General features: G+C 61.0%; 22 protein-coding genes and 3 pseudogenes. 12 read left to right on the top strand and 13 right to left on the bottom strand.

Annotated elements, in window-relative coordinates:
• Positions 1-11: 11 nt before the first annotated feature.
• The 3 genes from IPM12_08970 to IPM12_08980 all read right to left on the bottom strand — a co-directional run bounded on the left by IPM12_08970 (position 12) and on the right by IPM12_08980 (position 3167).
• Complete coding sequence (locus IPM12_08970; GenBank protein MBK9147931.1) at positions 12-1661, bottom strand: T9SS type A sorting domain-containing protein; 1650 nt, start codon at positions 1659-1661, stop codon at positions 12-14.
• 25 nt (positions 1662-1686) lie between these two features.
• Positions 1687-1902: a hypothetical protein gene (locus IPM12_08975; GenBank protein ID MBK9147932.1), complete on the bottom strand. Its 216-nt coding sequence runs from the start codon at positions 1900-1902 to the stop codon at positions 1687-1689.
• Positions 1903-1991: 89 nt separating this feature from the next.
• Entirely contained in the window at positions 1992-3167 is a 1176-nt protein-coding gene (locus tag IPM12_08980; protein MBK9147933.1) for a hypothetical protein, read from the bottom strand.
• Between the two features lie 89 nt (positions 3168-3256).
• On the opposite strand from IPM12_08980, the pseudogene IPM12_08985 reads away from it, so the two are divergent.
• The 4 genes and pseudogenes from IPM12_08985 to IPM12_09000 all read left to right on the top strand — a co-directional run bounded on the left by IPM12_08985 (position 3257) and on the right by IPM12_09000 (position 4593).
• Positions 3257-3397: pseudogene (locus IPM12_08985) on the top strand (DNA cytosine methyltransferase).
• A 238-nt stretch (positions 3398-3635) separates the two neighbouring features.
• A complete protein-coding gene (locus IPM12_08990) occupies positions 3636-3878 on the top strand; it encodes a DUF433 domain-containing protein (GenBank protein ID MBK9147934.1) in 243 nt (80 codons plus the stop codon).
• Positions 3875-4225: a DUF5615 family PIN-like protein gene (locus IPM12_08995; GenBank protein MBK9147935.1), complete on the top strand. Its 351-nt coding sequence runs from the start codon at positions 3875-3877 to the stop codon at positions 4223-4225. The genes IPM12_08990 and IPM12_08995 overlap by 4 nt, the downstream gene beginning before the upstream one ends.
• A 116-nt stretch (positions 4226-4341) precedes the next feature.
• Positions 4342-4593, top strand: a pseudogene (locus IPM12_09000) (phenylacetic acid degradation bifunctional protein PaaZ).
• A gap of 23 nt (positions 4594-4616) precedes the next feature.
• On the opposite strand, the gene IPM12_09005 reads toward IPM12_09000, so the two are convergent.
• The gene (locus tag IPM12_09005) at positions 4617-5174 is read right to left on the bottom strand and encodes a hypothetical protein (protein ID MBK9147936.1); all 558 of its coding nucleotides are present in this window, start codon (positions 5172-5174) and stop codon (positions 4617-4619) included.
• A 69-nt stretch (positions 5175-5243) separates the two neighbouring features.
• Here IPM12_09005 and IPM12_09010 point away from each other — a divergent pair, with 69 nt between their 5' ends.
• The 3 genes from IPM12_09010 (at position 5244) to IPM12_09020 (ending at position 6141) form a co-directional block, all read left to right on the top strand.
• Positions 5244-5381: a hypothetical protein gene (locus tag IPM12_09010; protein ID MBK9147937.1), complete on the top strand. Its 138-nt coding sequence runs from the start codon at positions 5244-5246 to the stop codon at positions 5379-5381.
• Positions 5382-5494: 113 nt separating this feature from the next.
• Positions 5495-5881 carry a hypothetical protein gene (locus IPM12_09015; protein ID MBK9147938.1) on the top strand — a complete coding sequence of 129 codons (387 nt, stop codon included), beginning with the start codon at positions 5495-5497 and terminating at the stop codon, positions 5879-5881.
• Positions 5797-6141, top strand: a complete 345-nt coding sequence (locus tag IPM12_09020) for a hypothetical protein (protein MBK9147939.1) — start codon at positions 5797-5799, stop codon at positions 6139-6141. The genes IPM12_09015 and IPM12_09020 overlap by 85 nt, the downstream gene beginning before the upstream one ends.
• A 1396-nt stretch (positions 6142-7537) precedes the next feature.
• Here the strand turns inward: IPM12_09020 and IPM12_09025 are convergent.
• Positions 7538-7654, bottom strand: a pseudogene (locus IPM12_09025) (OmpA family protein).
• Between the two features lie 1005 nt (positions 7655-8659).
• On the bottom strand, positions 8660-10111 hold the full coding sequence (locus IPM12_09030) for a hypothetical protein (protein ID MBK9147940.1): 1452 nt from the start codon (positions 10109-10111) through the stop codon (positions 8660-8662).
• A 168-nt stretch (positions 10112-10279) separates the two neighbouring features.
• Between IPM12_09030 and porQ the strand changes: the two genes are divergently transcribed.
• The 3 genes from porQ to IPM12_09045 are packed head-to-tail and all read left to right on the top strand — an operon-like array spanning position 10280 to position 12873.
• Positions 10280-11320 (top strand): type IX secretion system protein PorQ, encoded by a 1041-nt coding sequence (gene porQ / locus IPM12_09035; GenBank protein MBK9147941.1) that lies wholly within the window; start codon positions 10280-10282, stop codon positions 11318-11320.
• Between the two features lie 39 nt (positions 11321-11359).
• On the top strand, positions 11360-12061 hold the full coding sequence (locus IPM12_09040; protein MBK9147942.1) for a (d)CMP kinase: 702 nt from the start codon (positions 11360-11362) through the stop codon (positions 12059-12061).
• An 8-nt stretch (positions 12062-12069) separates the two neighbouring features.
• Positions 12070-12873: a hypothetical protein gene (locus IPM12_09045; protein MBK9147943.1), complete on the top strand. Its 804-nt coding sequence runs from the start codon at positions 12070-12072 to the stop codon at positions 12871-12873.
• A gap of 134 nt (positions 12874-13007) precedes the next feature.
• Here the strand turns inward: IPM12_09045 and IPM12_09050 are convergent, their stop codons facing one another.
• From IPM12_09050 to IPM12_09075, 6 genes are all read right to left on the bottom strand, one after another.
• The gene (locus tag IPM12_09050) at positions 13008-13175 is read right to left on the bottom strand and encodes a hypothetical protein (protein ID MBK9147944.1); all 168 of its coding nucleotides are present in this window, start codon (positions 13173-13175) and stop codon (positions 13008-13010) included.
• Positions 13135-13338 (bottom strand): T9SS type A sorting domain-containing protein, encoded by a 204-nt coding sequence (locus IPM12_09055; GenBank protein MBK9147945.1) that lies wholly within the window; start codon positions 13336-13338, stop codon positions 13135-13137. The genes IPM12_09050 and IPM12_09055 overlap by 41 nt, the downstream gene beginning before the upstream one ends.
• Entirely contained in the window at positions 13322-14599 is a 1278-nt protein-coding gene (locus tag IPM12_09060; protein MBK9147946.1) for a delta-60 repeat domain-containing protein, read from the bottom strand. Before IPM12_09060 ends, IPM12_09055 begins: the two co-directional genes overlap by 17 nt.
• Before the next feature lie 8 nt (positions 14600-14607).
• A complete protein-coding gene (locus IPM12_09065) occupies positions 14608-15888 on the bottom strand; it encodes a hypothetical protein (GenBank protein ID MBK9147947.1) in 1281 nt (426 codons plus the stop codon).
• A complete protein-coding gene (locus tag IPM12_09070) occupies positions 15783-19616 on the bottom strand; it encodes a right-handed parallel beta-helix repeat-containing protein (GenBank protein MBK9147948.1) in 3834 nt (1277 codons plus the stop codon). The genes IPM12_09065 and IPM12_09070 overlap by 106 nt, the downstream gene beginning before the upstream one ends.
• 432 nt (positions 19617-20048) lie before the next feature.
• The gene (locus tag IPM12_09075; GenBank protein ID MBK9147949.1) at positions 20049-21050 is read right to left on the bottom strand and encodes a tryptophan 2,3-dioxygenase; all 1002 of its coding nucleotides are present in this window, start codon (positions 21048-21050) and stop codon (positions 20049-20051) included.
• A gap of 69 nt (positions 21051-21119) precedes the next feature.
• Between IPM12_09075 and IPM12_09080 the strand changes: the two genes are divergently transcribed.
• Together IPM12_09080 and IPM12_09085 are read left to right on the top strand one after the other, a co-directional pair.
• The gene (locus tag IPM12_09080; GenBank protein ID MBK9147950.1) at positions 21120-21566 is read left to right on the top strand and encodes a hypothetical protein; all 447 of its coding nucleotides are present in this window, start codon (positions 21120-21122) and stop codon (positions 21564-21566) included.
• Positions 21563-21967 carry an energy transducer TonB gene (locus tag IPM12_09085; GenBank protein MBK9147951.1) on the top strand — a complete coding sequence of 135 codons (405 nt, stop codon included), beginning with the start codon at positions 21563-21565 and terminating at the stop codon, positions 21965-21967. Before IPM12_09080 ends, IPM12_09085 begins: the two co-directional genes overlap by 4 nt.
• Positions 21968-21977: 10 nt before the next feature.
• On the opposite strand, the gene IPM12_09090 is transcribed toward IPM12_09085, so the two are convergent.
• Complete coding sequence (locus IPM12_09090) at positions 21978-22394, bottom strand: hypothetical protein (GenBank protein MBK9147952.1); 417 nt, start codon at positions 22392-22394, stop codon at positions 21978-21980.
• Positions 22395-22396 lie beyond the last annotated feature (2 nt).

Here is a 22396-nt window from a genome sequence, read left to right on the forward strand (position 1 = left end):
ATGCTGCACGTTCAGTGCTGAACGATGAAGCGAACCGGTTCCGCTTGATAGGGCGGTTCGCAACGAACAGTGTATATGCCCGGAGCCAGGTCTTGAACGCTCACTTCGCACCTCAGCCCTCGAATGTCAAAGGACTTCACTCGCTCTCCTCGGCTATCATGCAGCGTAATCCGAAGTGACCCATTCGTCGGTGCGTTGAGGTACAAAACATCGTCCGCTGGGTTTGGGTACACCTGTGTCCCTTGGGCCAATTCAGTAGTTGCAAGGCCAACTGGTAGCAATTGGATCTCGTATACGACCCAGGGTTCAACACCGTGGATGCCATCATCTGCTGCGAAGAAGAGCGAATAAGCTCCTCGACAAAGCTCATGGGGCGCTGACCCCTGCATTCCCGGATAAATATCCAACGTCAGCACGGTGGTAGCTGAGGTGCCCTCGCTACGCCAGAGTTCAAGCCCATGGGTCCCGTCGTCCGCGTCGAAGAACAAGACAAAGTCTGTAGCCTCCATGGCAGTGGTGGAACTTCCAATGGGACCAGGATTGATATCCTTCACAAGAGTGGTGCCTGCTTCCGTGCCATCGCTCTTCCACAACTCCGGTCCCGAGGTCCCGTCATCGGCGATGAAATAGAGGATCCCATCCATCATTGAAGTGGTGAGCAAATGAGGTGTCGAACTTGCGCTTCCAGGCCAGATATCCTTCACCATCATAGTACCCGGTCCGGTCCCGTCGCTGGACCATAGTTCGACCCCTGCGCCACCGATCTCCTCGGCAACGAAGAAGAGCGTGCCGTTCATATTCACGAGTTCATCGCCGTTGTCCACTGGTGAAACGAATACGGTCCCGGATTCTGTACCATCGGTTTTCCACAATCCGTTCCCTCCCGCGCCATCGTCGGCCAGAAAGAAGAGCAAACCATTGACCATGGTCAGGCCATGGGGTCCGGACCCATCCGGTCCAGGCCGGATGTCCTTCACCAATATGGTACCGGCTTCCGTGCCATCGGTGACCCAGAGCTCGTCACCATTCACTGGTTCCGATGCCCTGAAATAGAGCCTTTCGGTAGAGGTGTTCACCGCATAGTCCCGGTCATCATTGGACAAGCTGCTCCCTCCCGGGCCTGGATTGATATCCATTAGCAGCTGGGTGCCCGGAGGTGTGCCGTCGCTTTTCCAGAGTTCCTCGCCATTCACACCATCATCGACACGGAAGATCAATGGCCCACTTCCTAACCGCATCAATTTGTCCGGGTTGGAACTCACGGCGCCAGGGATGATATCCTTCAACAATCCTGTCGCCATCCACAGTTCCCGGCCCTGAAGGTCGCTGGTAGCCGCATAGAACAGGCCATTGGGGCTGCCAGTTGCGGTAACGAAATGGTCGGGTCCTGGGCCGCTTCCGGGGATGTCCGCATACAACGTCGTGCCAACCTCCGTGCCATCGCTCATCCACGCATCGTTACCGGTAATGCCGTTGTTCGCGCTGAAGATTAGCTGTGTCGTGCCCGGTGTTAAAAAGGCCGAAGGGCCAGAACTCACCGGTCCCGGAGCAATGTCCTTGATCAGCATCGGTGTTTGTGCCATTGTCAGCGCTTCGACCGCGACGAGGGGCACGAGGAGGATGTGTCGTATTTGCATTCTGTTGGTGCTGTTATTGTTCACTTGCCGTAGTGAATGTAGTCGCTTTTTATAAATGATCCTTATGCCCACGCTGCATTGGCGGTGCTCGACGACCAGTGTGGGCAGGTCGGCATCCTTGGTCCGCCGTACGGCAGATGTGCTCAATCAACTCGGGGGCTTCCAGGGCAATGCTCGTGGAGAGGGTCCGCAGGTTGTGGAACTGCTCCCAGTCGCGCTCCTTACGGAAGGCCAGCAGTTCATCGCGCAATTGGTCGCTGATCATGGGTGGTAAGTTCTGTTATCCAACAAAGCGTTCCGTAAGGTGCCAGCGCAGGAACTCGGGGTCGGGCCGCTGGCTGTCCAGTTTGGGGATCACGGCCAGCGGCTGGTCGTGCAAGCGGTAGCGCGAGGGCAACTCAGCACTACCCTTTGGGCTGCACGAGGGTCTTTCACGCCCATACTTCGTTGCTCGAACCTCACATAGCCACCGGCTATGCTCGGATCTCGCGCCTCGTCTGGTCGCGAAATCCCGCTCGTTCGCTTCCAAAAGCAGTGCTGAGATGCCCTCTGGCCTTGCCGTTGAAGTACTGCTCCTGGATGCGGTCGCTCACCCGCACCCGCAGTTCGGGCGTCACGGTCACCAGCCCGGCATCGAAGAGCTTGTGGAAGTCGGAGCGCAGCAACATGCCGCGGACGCCAACCCAAGGTCACCCTTCGGGCTGCGCGAGGGCCTTTCACGACCATGCTGCGTTGCTCGTCCATCACGTAGCCAGCGGCTACGCTCAGGACTTCGCGCCTTGCCTGGCCGCGAAATCCCTCTCGCTCGCTTCCAAAAGCGACCTTGGGATGGCGTCTGGAGATGCGGTGCGGCCCTTCCAACTCGTACGGCCGTATGTGTGCCGCCTCCAGCACCGGGAAGGTCGATTCGCCCGTGATGGCGCAACGCTTGGAGTAGGCCTCACTCACCAGCACCCGGAAGGCGCCCTGCCCCAAGCGGCTGCGCGTGAGGAAGAGTTCGCCGTAGCGCGGTCCGCCGTATTCCGCTGCCGGTTCGGCCACGAGGTCTTGGACGGCTGTGTCCTGCAAGCGCAATTGCACTTCATTCCAGAGCCACGCGCCTTCGGTGGTCTCGGTATCGAAGGTCTTGCCCTGCACCACCGACTTGGGCCACGTCGGCAATTCTATCCACCGTTCCCTCGGAAAGAAGAACGGCTGCACCAGCACATTGCAACCCATCTCCAGTGGTCCCTTGGGCAGCTTCCGGTATTCGCGGATCTTCCGGTCGAAGTCGCGGAACGTGGGCATACCGTTCTTCTCCCCGAACGCATCCCACGCCATTTCCAACGGAAGCGATGAGTACTGCACGAAGAAGCCGCCACCCGCGATGTGGTTGTTCGGAGCCTTCAGTTTGAACAGGAACGGCGTGCCCGCTGGCAGGCCCGTGAAGTAAGGCCCCGGCGATGGCCGCCAGAAGTTCACTTCATCCAAGCCGCGCGCAGCGAGGAAGGGGAACCATTCGTTGTCGGTGACGCCGGCCCAGAATTTCATCTTCTCAAAGGAAGGTGATCAACGTTGATGGATCGCAACGGAGCTTACTTTGTCACCTCGCCGATCGCCAAGAAGATCGGCAGCGTGTGATGGGATACATCGAGGAGATCAATACGTTGTTGGTGCCGCGCCACACCGAGGAGGCCGTGGTGCTGGACCTGTTCGCGGGCTGCGGTGGCTTGGCCTTGGGCTTCGAGGCCGCTGGCTACAAGACCATCGGCTTCGAGATGAACCCCGGCTCTGGGGCCGGGGCAGGCTCGGCGGCCGCCAGCTACCGCCACAACTTGGGCAGCGAGTGCTATGCCGTGAAGCAGGCTTGCCGCAGAGGAAAGTGACATTTCCAGCCGGGAGGTCGGCTTCGACTTTCCGCAGGCCGATATCGTGATCGGTGGTCCACCGTGCCAGCCCAAGCGCGTCGGGTAACGGGGGCCATGTACATCACCACGACACCCGCTTACCTTTGAACTCATGAGCACTTCGCCGGATATCCTTTCACGCATCACCACCGATCCGCACATCTGCCATGGCAAGGCGGTGGTGCGCGGCATGCGCTGGCCGGTGCAGAACGTGCTGGAACTGATGGCCAGTGGTATGAGTACCGAGGAGATCATTCGCGACCATCCCGAACTGGAGCCCGATGACTTCCTGGCATGCCTCGCTTTCGCAGCGAAGGTCACCGAAGTGAAATCCATCCATCGCGCGGCGCAGTGAACTGGCTGGTCGATAGCCAGCTACCGCACCAATTGGCCACGGCGCTCAAGCAGCGAGGCCATCATGCGGTGCATGCGTCCGAACTTCGAGCGGGCCACCTGAGTTCGGACGACGCGATCATCGAACAAGCAGACCGCGAGGGCGCTGTAGTCGTTACAAAGGATGCCGACTTTATCGCCGCCTATGAGGTGAAGGGCGAGCCCATGCGGCTCCTCTATGTGACCACCGGCAACATCCGCAACTCCGAGCTGATCTTCATCTTCATGAACTATCTCGACCTCATCTGCGAGGCACTGAAGGATGGAGGGCTGGTGGAACTGGACCGCAACGGCATTACAGTACGATGAATACCACAGCGACCCGCTCAGCCCCGGGTCGGGACTCGGGGCAGGGTCTTTACGTTCCGCATCCGGCTATGGTGCTCAGCCGTGCGGCGGGCACATCCCGAGCGAAGCGAAGGGACGTTGATCCGCCCAAAGGACCGGTGCTGCTGAACTATGGATTGGACGAGTGCAGGTTCGTGAAGCCGGTGTATCCGGGCATGACGATCCAGGTGCGCTTTACGGTCAAAGAGAAAGTCGATCAGGAAAAGAGAACACCTGAAGACGTTGCCAAAGGCATTGTGAAATTCCTGGTTGATGTCTTTGATGAGACGGGCGAGACTGTTGCAATCGCAACCATTCTCACAATGGTCAAGAAGTTGGATCAGAGCTAACGAAGCGCTTCAGTATGGGCCTGCTACGCTAGTTCCTTCCATGAATCATCTGGAGCAGTGATCCCTTCTGGCGAGTTGAAGAATGCACGCATGAAACGCGTGCCATAGAGCACCGCGATACCGCCGTAGATCAGTGTAATAACGATTACCCCGGTTCCCAGCGCGATCCAGTTCGGCAAGTCGGGTGATGCCTCCATGAACCCTCGGTAGTAGCTGATCACCTTGACCGGGACACTGATCACCAGTAGTGCTCGGAACAGTATCACAGCACGTTTAATACGGCGAGCGGTGCTGAAAGCGACAAAGAGGACGATGACTGACAGTATCTCGTGGAGCATCAAGGTGATAAAATTGAGATCGCCGGGAACAATGCCCACGGGAGCCGAATGACTTGCCTTGAACTCGGAGAAGTGCTGGATCAAGTATCCTGCCTGCTTAACGGAATAGGTATGCATGACGATGATCAGGACCAGCACAACTGCATGCACGACTTTGGCGGCGGTGTGGCGGCCTTTATCTTGCGCATAGTTCCGGAACAAGTAAAAGGCTGTTAGTGCGAGGAAAATGAAGGTGAGGGTCATCGGCACCAATTTAGTTGGCAAGTGCGCTTCACGGTGAAGGCGTTTTCGTCCCGATCTTTCGGGAAGAAGGTGGATCAGGAGAAACGCACGCCGGAGGATGTGGCGAAGGGGATCGTGAAGTTCCTGGTGGATGTGTTCGATGAGACCGGGGAGACGGTGGCGATCGCGACGATCTTGACGATGGTGAAGAAACTGAATCAGAACTAAGCATGCGCCTCCACCTTGCCCTAGCATTTCTCTTGTTCAGCTCGTTGGTCTCGGCCCAAGGTCCGACCCTCAAGTCGCTTATTGCACAGACCAGCTGCTTGGATACCGCATGCATGAGCAGCTACGCACGCCGCTTCGATTGGTGTTTGAAGCGAAAGGACGAAGTCGAGGCGTTCTGGACCTCATGCGATGCGATCGCGAAGGGTGATTCTCTGCGCATTGCGCAAGAAGACGGACTGATGTTCGTCAGGAAGGTGAAGGAAGATGGAAGTACATCCTATGGCTATGCTATTGTGACCGGAGATAGGAGGTACGCCAGAAAACTTGCGAAGGAGTTTAAGCAACTCGACCTTGTTGAGTCGGAACGCTTTGGTGGAGATGTCATCTACACCGACGCCAAGAATCCGAGCCTCCAATTGATGAGGCAGGAAACTGCCACACTAGCTCAGAACAAGTTGACACCGGTCTGGGTCTTCGTGGTCAAGAGAAAAGCAACTTGACACCGGTGCTCAATTACGGCATCGAGGAATGCCGCTTCCTCAAGCCGGTCTACCTTGGCTCGACCATCCAGGTGCGCTTCACGGTGAAGGAGAAGGTGGACCAGGAGAAGCGGACGCAGGAGGATGTGGCGAAGGGGAAAGCCTGCCCCGGGCCACGCCCCGGGGTGAAGTTCCTAGTGGATGTGTTCGATGAGACGGGGGAGACGGTGGCGATCGCGACGATCTTGACGATGGTGAAGAAGATCGATCAGAGCCTATGACCGGTCACGATCAGCTGCTGAAAGGTTTGGGCGTGCCCCGCCTCAAATGCAGCCGGGGTCCGGCTTTCCGCTGCAAATCCGCACTCGTCGTTCTGCAAGCTCCCCCAGGATCAGATGCGAGGAACCAAGAAGCGGTGCTGACGGGAGAAGCGATCGAGAAGCGCAGGAAGCGAAGCCAAATGGTTCTTCGGCTTAATGGTCGATTATCCAGCTTGGTGGGCGGACCCTGCGGCGCCAAGTTCAGGCATGCAGTTGAGCACGACGGTGCGTGCTTGTCACTGAGCATGCCTTCCAGGGGAAGCGGCTCCAAGGCGGCATACGAGCTGCGCGATCAACTCCCGGGTCGCCGCTACTTCCCGATCAAGCTATCGGCATCCTCCGCCGGCACGATGTTGCCGTTCACGGAGCCCACGACGAAGGCATCGGTGAATCCTTTCAGCTTGATGGCCTCGAGCGCATCAGCGGCCTCCTGGCGCTCCACGAAGCTGCCGTAGTAATAGCGCACTGTGTTCTCGCCGCTCACGGGCTCCACGTCGCCGAGGCCGAGCAGCTTATCCATGGCGTCCATGGGCACGTTGCCGGCGAAGGTGGCCACTTGGATGCGGTAGCGGATCTTATCCCGTGCCACACTGCCGGTAGTCGCGGTGGTGCGCAGGTCCTCCGTACCGGTGACGCGCGCGCCGGCTTCCTTCATGCTCACGCGCCTGCCTTCGCGGAAGGCCACGAGGAAGGCGCCCTCGAAGCCGTCGAGGAGCATCTGCACGCGGTGGTTGGCGGCGGGGTTCACCTGCTTGAATGAGCCGGTGTAGTAGCGGGTGAGTCCATCGTCGCCCTGGATCACCACCAGGTCCTTGATCTTGGAGAAGATGTTCTTCGAGAGCTTGTTGCGGAAGGCACCGAGCTGCACGCGGATGATCACGTCGCGGCTGTCGTCGCCGGCGCCCATGCCGGTCATCTTGGCGCGCTCAGCAGCGCTCTCGGCGCTCACGTCGATGAGCTGGCCGCCCTCTTCGGCCATCACTTCGCTGGTGATGCCCATGCCCTTGAGTTCCAGTTCGCGGCGCAGCGCTTCGGGGATCGCATCGAAGCTGCCCACCACATAGAAGGTGGTATCGCCGCGCTCGATGGTGCGCACGTCGGGGATGCTGAGGATCTTCTGGATCAGCTCTTCGCTGATGCCCTCGGTGTGGGTGCCCACCTTCACCACATAGACGCGCTTCACGGGCGGCTTGGCGGGCTTGCTGCCGCCCACGCTCTCCACGCGCGAGGCCACCATGTTCACATTGCCGCTATCCTTCCACGCGAGCCACGATTTGAGCAGGGCCTCGTCGGTGATGGTCACGCCGCGGCCATCGACCAGGGCGCCGGGCGCTGAGTTGAGCTCATCGTCGCGGTCGTCGGGCACGCCATCGCCATCGCCATCGAGCGCGCAGCCCTTGGCGTCCACCTTCACCCCGGGCGGGGTGCCGGGGCATGCGTCGGCGAAGTCCTTCACGCCGTCGCCGTCCTCATCGTCGGTGAGCACGATGGCATCGAGCTGATCGCTGTTGAGCGGGGTCTGGAAGCGCGTCTTCTTGGGTTTGCGCGACATCGGGATGGTGTAGCCGATGCTGAAGCCGCTGTAGAGGAAGCGGTCGTTGCCGGAGCTGCCCGCGCGCTCGTCGAGGCTCTTGGCGGTGATGCCGTCGATGAGGTCGGTGGTGGTGAAGTGCATGGTGGCGCCGATGCGCAGGTCGATGCCGTGGCCGATGTCCATGCGCGCGCCCACGCCCACGGGGATGGCGAAGGCCTGCTCGCGGTACTTGCCGAAGCCGTCGCGGTCCAGTTCGCGCACATCGCTCTCGTAGGTGTAGTCGCGCTGGATCTCCACGGCGCTCGCGGCGTTGGGCGCATCCTCGGCGATGTCGCGGATGGTGCCATCGCTCCAGTAGTTGTAGCGGCGGCCCTGCGCGTCGTAGAGGTCGGTCTTGGTGAGGAACTCCACGCTCTCGAAGCCCACGGTGAGGAAGGGCTCCACCACGCGCGCGCGGTTCACCAGCGGCTGGAAGTTGTAGCGTAGGCGGAGGCCGCCCACGGTGATGCGCGAATCGAAGTTGTGGTTGCGCGTGTAGTCGCGCTCGTTCACGCCCAAGCGGCCGTGTATGGCGTAGAGGTCGGCCTCGAGCCAGCGGGTGAGCGGTGCCGAGGCGCGCACTTCGTAGCCGAGGCGGGTCACCATCGGATCGCCGCCCTGGTGCTGATTGCCCACATCGCCATAGAAGCTGAGCATGCCGGCGCCGAAGCCGATGGTGGGCCGTAGCCAGGGTTCGGGAACAGCAGCCGGAGCAGCGGGCGCTGGCGTGGCAGCGACGGCTGGTGGCAAAGGGTCGGTGGCGACGGGTGCCGTGGTGCTATCGGCCCCAGCAGGCACCGCAGTGGAATCGAACTGGCTGAATGCGGTTGCCGGGAGCAGCAGGACCAGCGCGACGAAGCGGGAACGAGGGGAGAGGACCTGCAGTTCGCGGCGCATGGCCAAGGGTTATTGCACCCAGCGCTGGTTGCTGATGGCGAGCGCTTCCTGCACGGTGATGCGGTCGCCGTTGTTGTACGCGGTGACGAAGGGGCCGGGGAAGTTGTGGCCGGCCTGCACATAGCTCACGCGCTGGTCGCGGGCGTCCTTGTATTCGGCATAGCTGCCGGTCACGTACTTGATCCACCCTTGGTGGCGCTCGATGCTGAAGTCGCCGCTGTATTGGTGGCGGGCCTTGAAGTACGATTTGCCCACTTCGCGGTGCGCAGCGGTGATCTGCACCTTGTAGGTGACGCCCTTCTCCGGTGCGGGCACGCGCGGGGTCACGCGCTGGGCTTCGGCCTCTTGCGCCGCTTGCTTGCGCGCGCGCTCGGCTTCGGCGGCGCTGGCCTTGGCGGAGGCCTCGGCTTCAGCCTTCGCCTTTAGTTCGGCCTCTTGCTTCAGCTTCAGCGCCAGGGCTGGGTCTTCAACGGGCTGCTGGCCCATGGTGCTGGGGTCCTGCGCCAAGGTCTCGAAGGCGCGCGCACCCACGAAGAATTTGCTGCTTCCCAGCACGGCCTTCTGGGTCTCATCGTTCAGCAGGTAGCCGAAGTCGCCGTCGATGGTGTACTCGCCATCGGGACGCTCGTTCGCGCGCAGCTTGTACACCACCTTCAATTCGCTGCTGGCGGGCAGGTTGAGCCATACGAACTTGGCGATGCGGCCCTGCGTGGTGAAGATGGCTTCGGCGCTGTTCTTCTCAATGGCCGTGAAGCCGTCCGGGACGACCTCCTGCAGTTTGCCGAAGCCGCGGATGCTGCCTTTGTTCACTACCACTTCCACAATCATCTCCTTCTCGGTGACCGGGGTGATGGTGCGCGCGCCGCTCACGCCGCCGGCCCCTTGCATGGGTGCGATCCCGCTGGCGTTGTCGATCACCGCAACGGGCACCTTGCCAATCGGGGCTGCGCCCGCGGCGCTCACGATGTCGTTGGCGGAGGCATCCTCCGGAAGGGCCTGCTCGATCACCGGCTCCGAGATGGCAACGGCTCCGGGCGCGCCGAGATCGACCGTTGAAGGAGAGAGCTCCTGCACCTTGCGTTCATTGCCCTCGATATAGCTGAAGCGGCCACCGATGCGCTGAACGCCGGACGCGCCGGCCACTGCGGCGAGGGTATAGGTCACCTTGAAGCTGGGGCTCGCGGGCAGCGACATCCAGATGAACTTGGCCTTGCCATCGGCGAAGGTGAAGGAGGCGCCCTTGGTCTCGATGGCCGTGGCGGTGAGGCCCTCGGGCAGGTCAATCTGCAGCTTCGCGAAGCCTGAGATCTCGCCCTTCTCGATGGTCACGGTGACCTTCGCCTCGGCGCCCGGCGCCAGCGTGGCGGGTATGTTCTGGTTGATGGTGAGCGGGCCTCCGGTGAGGACCTCGATGATCAGGATGCCGATCACATTGATCAGCAGGGCAAGTTGGTTCAGCATGCGCTCAAGTGCGCCGCGCGAGCATCGCGCTGGCTCGCCACCAAAAGTACCCGGCCCCCTTCCCGCGCTCGGGAAGCTGCACGGTGCAAGTACCAACAGGAGGGTGTTGAACGGGGCGCTGCGGCTGCCGCAGGCAATACCGTGGGCCTATCTTCGTTGCCCACCCGGATGCGCAAGAACCTTCTCCTTCCGTTCCTTCTCCTTCCTGGCCTGCTCAGCGCCCAATTGGGCGGGCAGAGCGTGTTCCGCGTGCTCGACATCCCGGCATCGGCACGGGCCTCGGCGCTCGGCGGCAACTACATCGCCGTGAAGGACAACGACATCAACCTCGGCCTCTTCAATCCCGCGCTGCTCAATCCGGAGATGGGGCGGCAGGTGTCGCTCAGCTGGCTGCCCTACTTCGAAGGGATCAATGTGGGCTACGCGAGCTACGCGCACCATTTCGACAGCCTGCGCACCACCTTCAGCGGCGCGGTGCAATACGTGGACTATGGCACCTTCAACCGTACCGACGCCACGGGCAACGAGCTCGGCCAGTTCCGCGCCGGCGAGTATGCATTCCAAGTGGGTGCCGGTAGGGCCATCGACAGCCTCTTCAGCATCGGGGCCAACGTGAAGTTCATCACCAGCAGCCTCGATACCTACACCAGCAGCGGCATCGCCCTCGACCTTGGCGGCACCTACCACAAGCCCTCGAAGGGCGTCACGCTCTCCGCAGTGGTGCGCAACATCGGCTACCAGACCAGCAGCTTCACCAGCGAGCGCGAGAAGCTCGCCACCCAGGTGATGCTCGGGATCACCTACAAATTCAAGCACGCCCCTTTCCGCTTGGGACTGATGCTGGAGAACCTTCAGCGCTGGGACCTCACCTACCCCGATGCCGCGCGCGACCGCCAGATCGATCCCACCACCGGCGAAGTGGTGGTGAAGAAGACCACCAATGCGGAGAAGGCCCTGCTGCATGCGGTGCCCAGCGCCGAGATATTGCTGAGCAAGAACTTCATGATCCGGCTCGGCTACAATTTCCGCACGCGGTACGAGATGGCCTTGGCCAGCCGCACCGGCGCCGTGGGCCTCAGCTTCGGCCTCGGGCTGCGCGTGAGCAAGGTGCACATCAGCTACGGCTTCAACCAGCTGCATCTCGCGGGCATCCGCAACACCATCACCATCGCGGTGCGCTTCTCGGATTTCAAGAAGGCGGAAGGGTGATCGCTGCGATCACGGTTGCGCAAGGCGATCTTCGCCCCCGTGAACCCCATCACCATCGCGATAGACGGCTTCTCGTCGTGCGGCAAGAGCACGCTGGCCAAGCAGCTGGCCGCGCACCTGGGCTATACCTATATCGATAGCGGCGCCATGTACCGCGCGGTGGCGCTGCATGTGATGGAGCAGGGCCTTGCACCGGGCGGCGTGCTGGATCGCCCCGCGCTGCTGGCCGCGCTCGATGGCATCCGCATCCGCTTCGAGCACGATCCCCTGAGCGGCCACAGCGCCACCTGGCTCAATGGGCGCAACGTGGAGCGTGAGATCCGCAGCATGGCCGTGAGCCAGCACGTCACCCTGGTGAGCCCGGTGCCCGAGGTCCGCGCCAAGCTGGTGCGCCTGCAGCAGGACATGGGCCGCGCGAAGGGCGTGGTGATGGACGGCCGCGACATCGGCACGGTGGTGTTCCCCGATGCCGAGGTGAAGCTCTTCATGACCGCGCGGCCCGAGGTGCGCGCACTGCGCCGTTATCATGAGTTGAAGCAGAAAGGGCAGGAAGTCGATCTCGCCGCCGTGCAGGCCAACATCGCCCAGCGCGACCTGGACGACACCACCCGCGCCGCCGATCCCTTGCGCAAGGCCGCCGACGCCATCGAGATCGACAACAGCGACATCACCGCCGAGGAGCAGTTCCAGCGCGCGCTTGATGCGGTGCTGGGCAAACTGGCCGCCGTGGGCTACGAATGATCGCCGCGATGCGCATCGGCACTTCCCTGCTGCTGGCCTTGTTCGTTCATGCAGGCGTGGCGCAGCAGCCAGCGCTCGATGAAGCCGCTGCGCGCGAGGCCGTGTACCGCATCGTGCGCCACAGCGGACTGGTGCCCAACTTCGTGGTGCGGGCCAGCAGCGAGACGCGCACGGCCATCGCCTACGTGAAGGACAAGCAGCGCGTGATCGCCTACAATCCGCAATTCATGGCCACCGTGCTCGACAGCGCGCGCAGCGATTGGAGCGCGATCAGCATCCTCGCGCACGAGGTGGCGCACCACCTGCTGGGCCACACCATCGATCCCGCATCGCTCCGTCCCGGCGATGAGCTGGCCTGCGACCGCTACTCGGGCTTCGTGCTCTTCGGAATGGGCGCCGCGCTTGCTGAAGCACTCTCCGCCCAGAGCGCGATCGGCGATCCGCACGGCACGCGCCGCCACCCGCCGAAGCACGCGCGGCTCGAGGCCATCCGCCACGGCTGGGATGAAGCGCGCCGATTGCGCGAGGGCCTGCCGCCCGAGTCACCGCGCGATCCCGATGGACTGCAATACGTCCTGAGCTTCGTTGACGATGCGAACACCTATTACGCCGACAGCCTGGGCCGCGTGGTGTGGTTCGATCAGAGCGCCTGCGCCATCCCCTTTGGTGAGCTGCGCGATGGCGGCAAGGCCGGCTTCACGCTGCAATGGATGGATGAGGCGTTCGTGATCGACGGGCGCATGGCCATCTGGCGCAAGAGCGCGCACGGCATGCCCTTGCAGGTGGGCAGGATGGAGCGGTATGCGCGTTAGGCGTTGAAGCGCATGGCATGAACGGGTGCCAGCGGCTTGCGTGCATTACTTAACCAAGGCATGGCGTAATCTTCATCCATTTACGCTTCCAAGGTGCTGTGGTACTTGCGCGTATCCCAATTGGCCAAGATGCTCTAGGTCAGATGTGAAGGCAGCGGGTACATGGCATCGTATTCCGCCCAGCTGATGAAGACCTCCTGATGGGTGGCCTCCGGGTTGGCGATGCAGATCACGGCCTTGCATGCTTTCCAGTGCGCGGCGCTAGCGCTGCACCACCAAGCGCTGATGAAGAACGCGGCCATCAAGATGGACCTCCAAGATGTACAGGCCATTCGCAAGGGTGTTAAGATCCAAGGAGGCAGAAGTGCCGGAGAAGGTTCTTCGCATGAGCACGCTACCGAGTGCGTCTCGTAACAACAACTGCTCGCCTGCGAACCGTGCATCAAGTTCAATGGTCGCGTGCATGCTCGCTGGGTTCGGATAAACGCGCAGCGCTTGCAGGATCGATAGTTTCTTGAGGGCCAATGTTCACATCACCCCCATGCAGCCGCGTAACGAAGCGCTGCGCGGTGTCGTTGGTGGTACCGTCGCTGTACTGGTGGTAAGCGCCCCAGATGTACCAATGATCACCATCGGCGCTGGGGGCCATACCCTCTACGCTTGCCTGAGTAAAGCCTTGGTACACGTATGGGCTGATGCCAGCGTTCTCGAATACAGGCAGCAATGCGCCAGTGCTATCAAGCGCGCAGATGCCGCGCCTTGGTTGCCCATCCACGAACTGGAATTGGCCCATGACGACCAGCGCGCCACCGGGCAGCATGTACAATTTCCGGATGAGTGGCCCCAAATCACCTGCATTGGGCAATGCCCCCAAGCTGAATTGAGGGGCTTGGAAGGCCTGATCCCTGCTGCCATCGGTTAAGAAACGCGCTACACGCAATGTGTCATCGGGGAATCCCGCGAAGCGGAAGTAGCCCCCAGCGTAAACCCGCCCGTCCGGTAATGCGAGGAGATCATTGGCTGCGCCCCAGTTCATCCCTGTCCAGAAGGTGGTATCCAAGCTGCCATCGGCGTGCATGCGCTGTATGCCGCTGGTGGGTCGGCCATCGTACACGGTGCCATTGTAGTCGGCGATGAACTTGCCATCAGGCAGTTCGATGAAATCATACAGCGCCCCGTTGCCGGTGCGGTGCGTGCGCGTGGTATCCAGGTAGCCTTGGTTGCTGAACCAAATGAAGTTGTAGTCGCCCACGAAGCCGCGCACGGGGTCGTTGAGCATGTGCAGGCCGCTCATCACCACGCGGCCGTCAGGGAATACATGGTAGTCGCCGCCCTGGAGGGAGGTGAAGTAGGGGCCATTATTCATCAGGATGAAATCAGGATCAAGCGTGCCATCCAAGAGTTGCCTGCGCACGCCTGGTCCATTGCCGGAGTAGATTCGATCGTTCCAGCGCGTGAGCTTCCCTCCCATGTACGCCACATCGGGGTAGGTTTCGTCGCGGGTGCCATCCGATTCCAGCCGCACACCGCTTCTGAAGTAGATGTCGCCATCGAATTTGACCTGACCGGAGATGATTACTCGGCCATCTTCTAATGGCAATGCAGAGGCGACGTACCACGTATCGAATTCAGCACGGAAGCCCGTATCTAAGGCGAACGGCTGTTGCCCGGCAATGCGCTGCGTAAGCAGCATGGCGGCAACGCCGAGCACCTGTGCGGTACGCATGGCGCTGCTTATTGGATGATGAGCTTCTCCGTATGCACGAGTGCCCCGGCTACTGTGCATTGCACAGTGTAGGCGCCTCTCGCCCATTGCCGTGTATCGAGCAGCGCTTGGCCTTGGGCGCTTTGGAGCTTGTCGGTAGCTATCACTCGACCGATCGGATCCAGCACGCGCAGGCCGCCTTCCGTATCACTGGGCAAGAGTGAATAATTCAGTGACACGTAAGTGCTCGCCGGATTCGGCTGCAGCTTGAAGGAGCGCTGTGCCTTAGCACCATCATCCTTCGTGTCTCGAATCAAGCGCTTGGGCTCGCTTTCCCCACCCGTGAGCGGCGGGCGGCAGATGCCGTAATGGAAGCAGAGCGTATTGCTGATCCAAGTTGCGGGCCGATCGTACTGGTCCTGGATCAGCGATTCCCACGCCGCGACCTCAGCCGGATCTAGTTGCCTAAGGTCACGGGCTTGCTGTTCCAGGTTGAGCAGGTCGGCGACGAGTGTGGTCATGCGGGCGCGCTCGGCCTCCTCGGCGATAGAGAGCTTATGGTCGTCCTCCAGATCATCCATCAACGCTTGAGCACCACTGAAGTCCTCGGCCTGCACACGCAACAAGGCCTCCGCGTAGCGCGCCGCCACTGTGGGCACTTGCGCCCACACCCAGCGCAGGCTATCGTTCTCCACGCCAGTGCTGTCGCGTGTGGCATAGAGGTCGAGTAGCTCGTTGACGGCCTCGGTCATGCGCGCGTGGTGCTCACCCATCTGCGCTTCCAAGGTGGTGCGGTAGGTGTGTGTTTCCCAACTGGCGGCGATGCTGGCGATCCGGTGCGGCGGCAGCGGGTAGAGCGCATCGTATTCGGCCCAGCGGAGGAAGCCCTCTTTCTTGGTGGCATCGGGGTTGGCGATGCAGATCTCGGCCTTGATGGCCTCGGGCACTTGCTTATTCACCAGTTCCATCAGGGCCTCGGTGCTCAGATAGGGGCTCTTGCTCAGCAGGTAGGTGCGCAGTTCCCAGACATCCTGCGGCCACGCGCTCACGATCTCCTCCACGACGGCATCGGTGTTTCCGCCGTCGATCAGCTGCTCATAGAGGTAGCGCGTCTCACCGTAGTCCGTACGCGCGTTCACCAGCATGCCAGCCACACCCACTACACCGGGGTCCACGCTGATCAGGTGCGGGGTGCATTCGCTGCTCATGCCATAGGGGATGCCTGCGGGCAGCAAGAGGTCGGAGACGTGCTCGGGGAAGAGGCCCGTGCCCGTGCGGTAGTAGTAGGTGATGGGGTGGTCCGTATCCACGTAGAAATCCCACTTCTCCGTCTCGCCGCTCCAACCATCGAGAGTATTGTCCGCTCCACGACCGGCAGAGGCTTGGATGGTGCGGATAGTGTGGAACGCTGCGTCGGCCTGCCCCTCGACCTTCCTACTGTACAGGTTCTTGTCCACGTTGCTGTTCGTGTTGCAATACTTCTGCAGGCCGAGGCGCTGTAGCCTCCGGGTTCGGTGCTGGCGCATACGCCCTCGCCCACGAAGCCGGTGCTGAGGTTGGTGGCCGTGTTCTTCCAGATCTTGTCGTTGTGGTCGCGGCTGTAGCCTACTACGATGGCCTCGGCGGGCAATACCGGATTCGCTTGCTCGGAATGCACTACGTTGTCGTGGAGCTTGAAGCCAAAGGACTCATAGGTGTAAATGCCGCGTGGCATGCCGAACCAGAACTCTTCAGTTGGATGTGTGAAGGCGATGGCTCTGTCCGTAATCTCGAAGTCGTTGTTGCGCACGGTGAAACCGGTGATGCCACTGGCATACACGCCGCAGATCGTGTTGGAGAAACTGCTGTTCTCTAACGTGAACATGCTGTTGGTGGGCGCGCCCAGGGCATGCACGCCGTGGTCGAGGCCGGTGAAGCTGGTGGGCACACGCTCGGCGGCGGTGCAGGGCGTGCCCGGCGTGGGGCACGCATCGGTGACCACGAAGCGCGAGCCGTAGGTGTGCAGGCCGTGGCCGAGCAAGTGGGTCTCCGGCACATTGGCGATGGTGTTACGGAAGGTGCAGGCCTGGAAGGCGATGCCGCGCACGCCATCGAGCTTGATCAGTTCCTCGGTGCCCAGTTCAGCTTGCAATGCGCCCTCGGTGAACTCGAAGACGGCATGCACGAACTGGCTGCGGTTGCGCGTCTCGAATTGCATGTTGCTGATCTGCCCGTAGGGCCGGAACTGGACGGCGGGTCGGCAATCGCGCACAACACCGCCGGGCTGGGCCTGGGTGCCCTTGATCTTCACCACGCCGCCACCTTTCGTCAGGTCGTTCAGGTCGCCCACCAGGATGCCGATGGCCGCATTGTCGACGACCCCGCCGTTGCGCAACTCGAAGTAGCCCTGGTTGGTGGGGTTCTGCGCCAGGTTGGAATTGCCCAGCACTTGCACGCCTTTCCATTCCTTACCGCAGCTGTTGTGCAGCAGTCCGCCATCCACGATCACGCTGGCGCCGGGCTCTATTATCAGCGCCGTGTTGGGTGCGAAGTTGACGGTGTTGGTGATGGTGAGCGTGGCGCCGGGCATCACGCGCACATCCTGCGTGAGGTTCTTGTGGATGCTCCAGGTGGTATTCTCGGTAATGACGCGCGCAACGGTCGGCTGCTCGGCGAGGTCGGATTCCCAGAGGCCGCGGCCCCATGTTCCCGCGCGGAGTTTGCCCGCGCAGTAGTTGATGTCGAGGTCGTTTACGCGCACGTTAGGCAGGGCAGCATAGAATGGCTCCCATGCTACCTCAGCTTCCGAACCGTTCCGGTAGTACACACCCGCATCCGTCGCGATGTAGAGCCCGTCTTCCGTGCCATTTTGGTAGACGATGTCGTTTACAGGGAGGTTCGGTAGGCTGCCCAACGGATCCCAATTCGTCCACGTATCGCCCCGGTCACTAGAGTGAAACACCTTCTTGTCAGCCGAATAGCCGCTGATCGTGACCCAAATGCGATGGGCATTCAGCGGATCAATGGTCACTTGAGTTGCGGCCATATTAGGGAAGGGGAGATCAACGAGTTCCAACGCAGGCTGGCCTGTTGAGTTGATGACGATTGGCGCCGCTCTGCGGAGCAGCCTTGATTCTTGAACCCCTGCACTACAGACATAAGATACAGTCAAGCCATAGACTCCTTCTTCGTTACCGGGGGCAATCGCGAGATCGACCCAGGCCCTTTGGTCGCAGGCGAATTCGTTAGTTGAGAAATCCACATTCTGCCAATGGGAATGCCTTGAGAACTGGTCCATTTGCGCGGTGGCAGGAGCTTCCGAATTCACTTCTTTCCAAATATCACTGTAACCAAGGACAAGTTTGGCATCGTGTTCATCAAACTCCATGGGCCGTCTCGCTCCAGCCGTGTACCAGCCTTCGGCGTGCAACAATTTCGGGCATGTGTTGGTTAGCCATCCGCCTGTAATACAGTTCGGGTCAATCGCCCCATCAAAAAGCTTCACCACTGGCAGATATCGCTCATCCGTGCCGTAATGGTGCCTTCCAGTCGGGTCGATTGCAACTGAACCGCCGTCGCCGAAGACAAGATGCCTCCACCTGTTTTCTGTTGGAGCGGAAGGGAGCAATCGCCGTACTCCGTTGTCAAACTCGCCTGAGATAATTGAACTCGGATGAGTTGGATCGCTTGCCAGCGCTGTAACCAACCCAACCCCAAGACCAATATTGCGATTCTCCCAAAGCGGAGTGGCACCAAAGGGATTCGTGCAACGGTGTATGCCACCATGATTGCCGATCCAAAGTTCAGCTCCATCAGGAGTGAACGCTGCGACTTGCTGGTCATCATGAATACGTTCGTAGGTATCTGGATTCTGCAAAAGGCCGTCACCGAAAAGGCTCACGGTTGTTCCGCCGTTGGTGGACTTATAGAGGCGCAACCCACCATACGTGATGAACTGGTCCTGACCAGCCACTGTGGTTGTGGCGATCGGAATCCATCCTACTGATGTGCCGCCGCTTGCAATGATGGTTCCGCCGCTCCAGGTCTCGGTGGTCTCATCGTAAACATAGGCCCGGCTCCGGGTCGAATAGCCTTGCTGCAGCATCGCGTAGACCTTGGTGGAGGAGGCGCCTTTCTCCGGCGCCAGATTAATTCGTGTACCAGCCGGAGAGAGCGTGCTTGGCTCGAGCCCGGTCGTCGGACCAGTAATTGCCGTCCAAGTCAGTCCCTGATCAGTCGAACGATAGACATTTGCATCCGCTGCATACACGACCGTGGTTCCCTCCTTGAAGAACAGCCCTTTCCAGAAATTTCCAGTAGGCGAGTCAAAAACCTCTGTCCATTGAACTTGGTTCGCAGGGGCCATCGCATTCGTGGTGCGATACAAACCTTCGGTGGTTGCTGCTATGGCAAGGTCCTGATTGGCCGGGTCAACCGCCATGTTCAGAATATGCTGGCGGTTGGTCATGTCGATATCCAGACCGCCGGAAATGCTCTCCCATGTATCACCGCCATCAGTGCTTCTCCAAACCCCTGTGCAATAGGCAAGCACATTATCAGAGCCGCCCGTGCTGATGAACACAACGTTCGGGTCAATTTGTGAGACAACGATTGCCGAAACAGGAGTGAACTCACGCTCGTCCGCGATGGCGCTCCATGAAGACCCGTGATCGGCGCTTCGGAAGAGGCCACCGTAGCTCGACGCGCAGTACATGATACCATTCGACGCGAACTCTGGATGAAAAGCAATGGCATGAATCTGTCCCGTTCCAGTGGACCGTGCTAGTACCTCCCCAGCGGGACCCAGCGGTGACTCGTTTGGGCCAATCGATGTCCAACTTGACGCATAGATACCATCATTGCCAAACCTTGCGCTGAGGTATGCGATGTGTTCCTGCGAAGCAAGGCCGACTTGATTGAAATTGCCCGTAGGGAATAGCCGCGGTCCCCAAGTACTCATGAACTTATCGAACTGCGCTCGTTCGCTGCCTTCCTCATCAATGCCCACATTGTAGGCCTCTTGATTCTGGAACCATGCCGAATATTCCCAAAGACTCATGCCCGGTGGCACGAATGGTTGCGCAAAGGCTAGGCTCGCTAGGGTAGTCAAGAAGGGGGCGAGGTAGATGCGGTAAGCGCTCATAGGCTGCGGGCTTTGGTGAATCGAATGTAGCATTTCGATCCACCCGGAGCCTACTACTAATTCCGCTGTTGCGCCCCCTGACCCATGCTGGCCGCTATGGTCTGCGCCCTCGCATGGAGTCGTGGCCACACGGGGCGGTGAGCCTCCCGTAACATGTTGCGAAGGATCTAGCCTCCGAACTGCCTCAGGCTATCACCCCTTCAACAACGACTCGAAGAGGCTGCGTCCGTCCGTTTCCCCAGTCGTTCATCGCACGCCGCTCCGGGTGCGGCAACATGCCTTCGCATCATGCTCTGCATACTGCCGCCTGCGGCTTAATGGCGTCATAGGTACCACTTGGCGAGCTTATCACGCTTGAAAGCGCATCGCATCGCGCAGTGCAGCAGGCAGCTTCGGGATGTGCTTCCGCTCGAACAGGAAGCTGCTGAGATCGGCGATCTCCTGGAAGATGTGGTGGCTGTTGAGCGCGCCGGCGAGGTAGCTCTTGCCGGTGCTGCCGCCGGTGCCTACGCGCAGCCCGATGGTGCGGTGCACCATGCTGAGGTGGCGGTAGCGCCAGGTGGCCAGCGCCTCGTCGATGTCGAGCAAGCGCTCCAGCAGGCGGAAGGGCATCTGCAGGATCGGCTCATCGCGGTAGAGCATGATGAAGACCGCGCTGCGCGAGGCGGCCGGGGAGAGGCGCCGCCCCTCGCCGGTGACGAAGAGGCTGTCCCACAGCGCGAGGTTGCTCTCTTCGCCTTTCACGAGCGATGCGGAGTAGATGGCCTTGTGCTGCTCCCAGAAGGGTGTTTCGCCTGCTGGCCAGAAGCGCGCATCGAGGAAGGGCATGCGCTCCAGCCAGGCGTTCACCAGGTCGAAGAAAGTGGGCTGGCCTTCGAGCGCTTCGATCTCCGCCTTGTGCTCGGGGCGCAATTGGCTGGTGTAGTACTGCTTGCCGAAGCGCTGCTCCATGCGCAGGCCGAGCTTCGCCTCGAGGATCTTGAATTGCATGCTCTGGAATCCGCTCGCGGGCCGCAGCATGTCGCGGAAGTCGAGGAAGTCGAGCGGCGTCATGGTCTCCAGGATGTCGATCTGCTTCACCAGCACTTGCAGGATGCTGTGCACGCGGCCCAGGCGGTGCACGGCGATGCTCAGCTCGCCGCCATCATCGTCCACATGCCCGTCGGCGAAGAGATCCATCACGCTGCCCACCTCGTGCAGCACCTGCTTGAACCAGAGCTCGTAGTTCTGGTGGATGATGATGAAGAGCATCTCGTCGTGCGCGGGCGCGCCGTGCTTCACGCTCTCCAGCTCCTGCGCGTTGAGGATCTTGTCGAGCTGCAGGTAGTCGGGGTAGTACACGTTGCTCATCGGTGGTGCGCGGTCAGTGCGATTGCGGCGAATGTAGCCGCGGCCTTCGCGGCGGGGCTAACTTTGGTCATGCGCTTCACGGTCCTGCTCCTGCTGCTCATCGCCATGGAGGCCACAGCGCAATTCGGCATCGGCATCCAGATCCCGGTGGGACGCAGCACGCAGCGGCTGGGCACGGTGCCCGATAGCATGGGACTTTATTCGCCGCGCGAACTGGATATCCAGCCGCGCTGCCCCGAAGGCATCGAGCGGTGGTCGGAGCGGATCGTGCGCATGGAAGGCTGCCCTGCGGATACCACGTTCAGGCAATGCCCCGCTCGCGGAATGCTGGTGCTGCGCTACACGGTTGAGCGCGACGGCGCCATCGCTGATCCGCAGGTGGTGAAGGGAGGCTGCACCGGTCTCAATCGCCGCATCGAATGCGCAGCGCAAGCCTCCTCCCCTTGGGAGCCTGGACGCCTGGGCTACCACAAGGTGAGTACGCGCATGCAGGTGAAACTCCGGTTTGAGCCATGAGGATGCTGTTGCCGTTGATGCTTTTCCTGCTGTGCTCGAATGCCGGACTGGCTCAAGCTGATGCAGACAGTCTGATCATTGGCAGGCGCATGGAACGATTACCGTCCTTCCCGAACGGAGAACAGGCCCTGTACAAGTACCTCGACCGCAACGTGCGCATGCCCGAAGCGGCATTGGCGGCCAGCATTTCGGGCAGCGTCTATATCACATTCCTAATTGACAGCACGGGCGCCCTGCATGACCCGGAGGTGAAGCGCGGCCTTGGGTATGGCTGCGATGAGGAAGCCGTTCGCGTGGTGCGTGGAATGCCGCGTTGGGAGCCCGGCACTGTGCTGCGCAAGCCGCACGCCGTTCAGTACATCCTGCCTGTGCGCTTCGATGGGCGCAGGCGGCGGCGATAAGGGAATCCGATCACTCCTGATGCACCGGCTTCGCCTTGCGCTCCTCGCGGGCCTTCAGAGAGGCATCGCGCTGGGCCTGCTTCATCTGCTGCCAAAGCGCCCATTGCTCGGCGGTCATCGCCTTCTGGATCTCGGCCTGCTTCTGGTCGCGCAGCTCGATGGTCCTGGCGCGCTTGGCCTGCTGTTCGAGGTTCTGCCGGTTCAATTCCTTGTAGCGCTCGCCGTATTCGCGGTCGATGCGGTTGAGGTCCTCCACTTGCGCATCGGAGAGGCCCAGTTCCTTGGCCATCATCTGCGGGGTGGACTTCGGAGGGAGCACGGGTGTTACCGCGGTTTGCTGCTCGGCTTGGGCAGGCTTGGCGTCATCTTGCGCGCGCACGGTGCCGGTGATGGCCAAGGCGACGGCGAGGTGGAGTATCGTCTTCATGC

The sequence above is a fragment of the Flavobacteriales bacterium genome (assembly GCA_016716605.1).
Lineage (GTDB): Bacteria > Bacteroidota > Bacteroidia > Flavobacteriales_F > PHOS-HE28 > PHOS-HE28.

Coding starts and splice junctions, on each gene's coding strand:
- IPM12_09015 (MBK9147938.1), top strand. CDS start 5,495: ATGAGCAGCTACGCACGCCGCTTCGATTGGTGTTTGAAGCGAAAGGAC.
- IPM12_09085 (MBK9147951.1), top strand. CDS start 21,563: ATGAGGATGCTGTTGCCGTTGATGCTTTTCCTGCTGTGCTCGAATGCC.
- IPM12_08975 (MBK9147932.1), bottom strand. CDS start 1,902: ATGATCAGCGACCAATTGCGCGATGAACTGCTGGCCTTCCGTAAGGAG.
- IPM12_08980 (MBK9147933.1), bottom strand. CDS start 3,167: ATGAAATTCTGGGCCGGCGTCACCGACAACGAATGGTTCCCCTTCCTC.
- porQ (MBK9147941.1), top strand. CDS start 10,280: ATGCGCAAGAACCTTCTCCTTCCGTTCCTTCTCCTTCCTGGCCTGCTC.
- IPM12_09070 (MBK9147948.1), bottom strand. CDS start 19,616: ATGAGTCTTTGGGAATATTCGGCATGGTTCCAGAATCAAGAGGCCTAC.
- IPM12_09050 (MBK9147944.1), bottom strand. CDS start 13,175: ATGGCCGCGTTCTTCATCAGCGCTTGGTGGTGCAGCGCTAGCGCCGCG.
- IPM12_09090 (MBK9147952.1), bottom strand. CDS start 22,394: ATGAAGACGATACTCCACCTCGCCGTCGCCTTGGCCATCACCGGCACC.
- IPM12_09060 (MBK9147946.1), bottom strand. CDS start 14,599: ATGCGTACCGCACAGGTGCTCGGCGTTGCCGCCATGCTGCTTACGCAG.
- IPM12_09080 (MBK9147950.1), top strand. CDS start 21,120: ATGCGCTTCACGGTCCTGCTCCTGCTGCTCATCGCCATGGAGGCCACA.
- IPM12_09075 (MBK9147949.1), bottom strand. CDS start 21,050: ATGAGCAACGTGTACTACCCCGACTACCTGCAGCTCGACAAGATCCTC.
- IPM12_08990 (MBK9147934.1), top strand. CDS start 3,636: ATGAGCACTTCGCCGGATATCCTTTCACGCATCACCACCGATCCGCAC.
- IPM12_09030 (MBK9147940.1), bottom strand. CDS start 10,111: ATGCTGAACCAACTTGCCCTGCTGATCAATGTGATCGGCATCCTGATC.
- IPM12_09005 (MBK9147936.1), bottom strand. CDS start 5,174: ATGACCCTCACCTTCATTTTCCTCGCACTAACAGCCTTTTACTTGTTC.
- IPM12_09055 (MBK9147945.1), bottom strand. CDS start 13,338: ATGCACGCGACCATTGAACTTGATGCACGGTTCGCAGGCGAGCAGTTG.
- IPM12_09045 (MBK9147943.1), top strand. CDS start 12,070: ATGCGCATCGGCACTTCCCTGCTGCTGGCCTTGTTCGTTCATGCAGGC.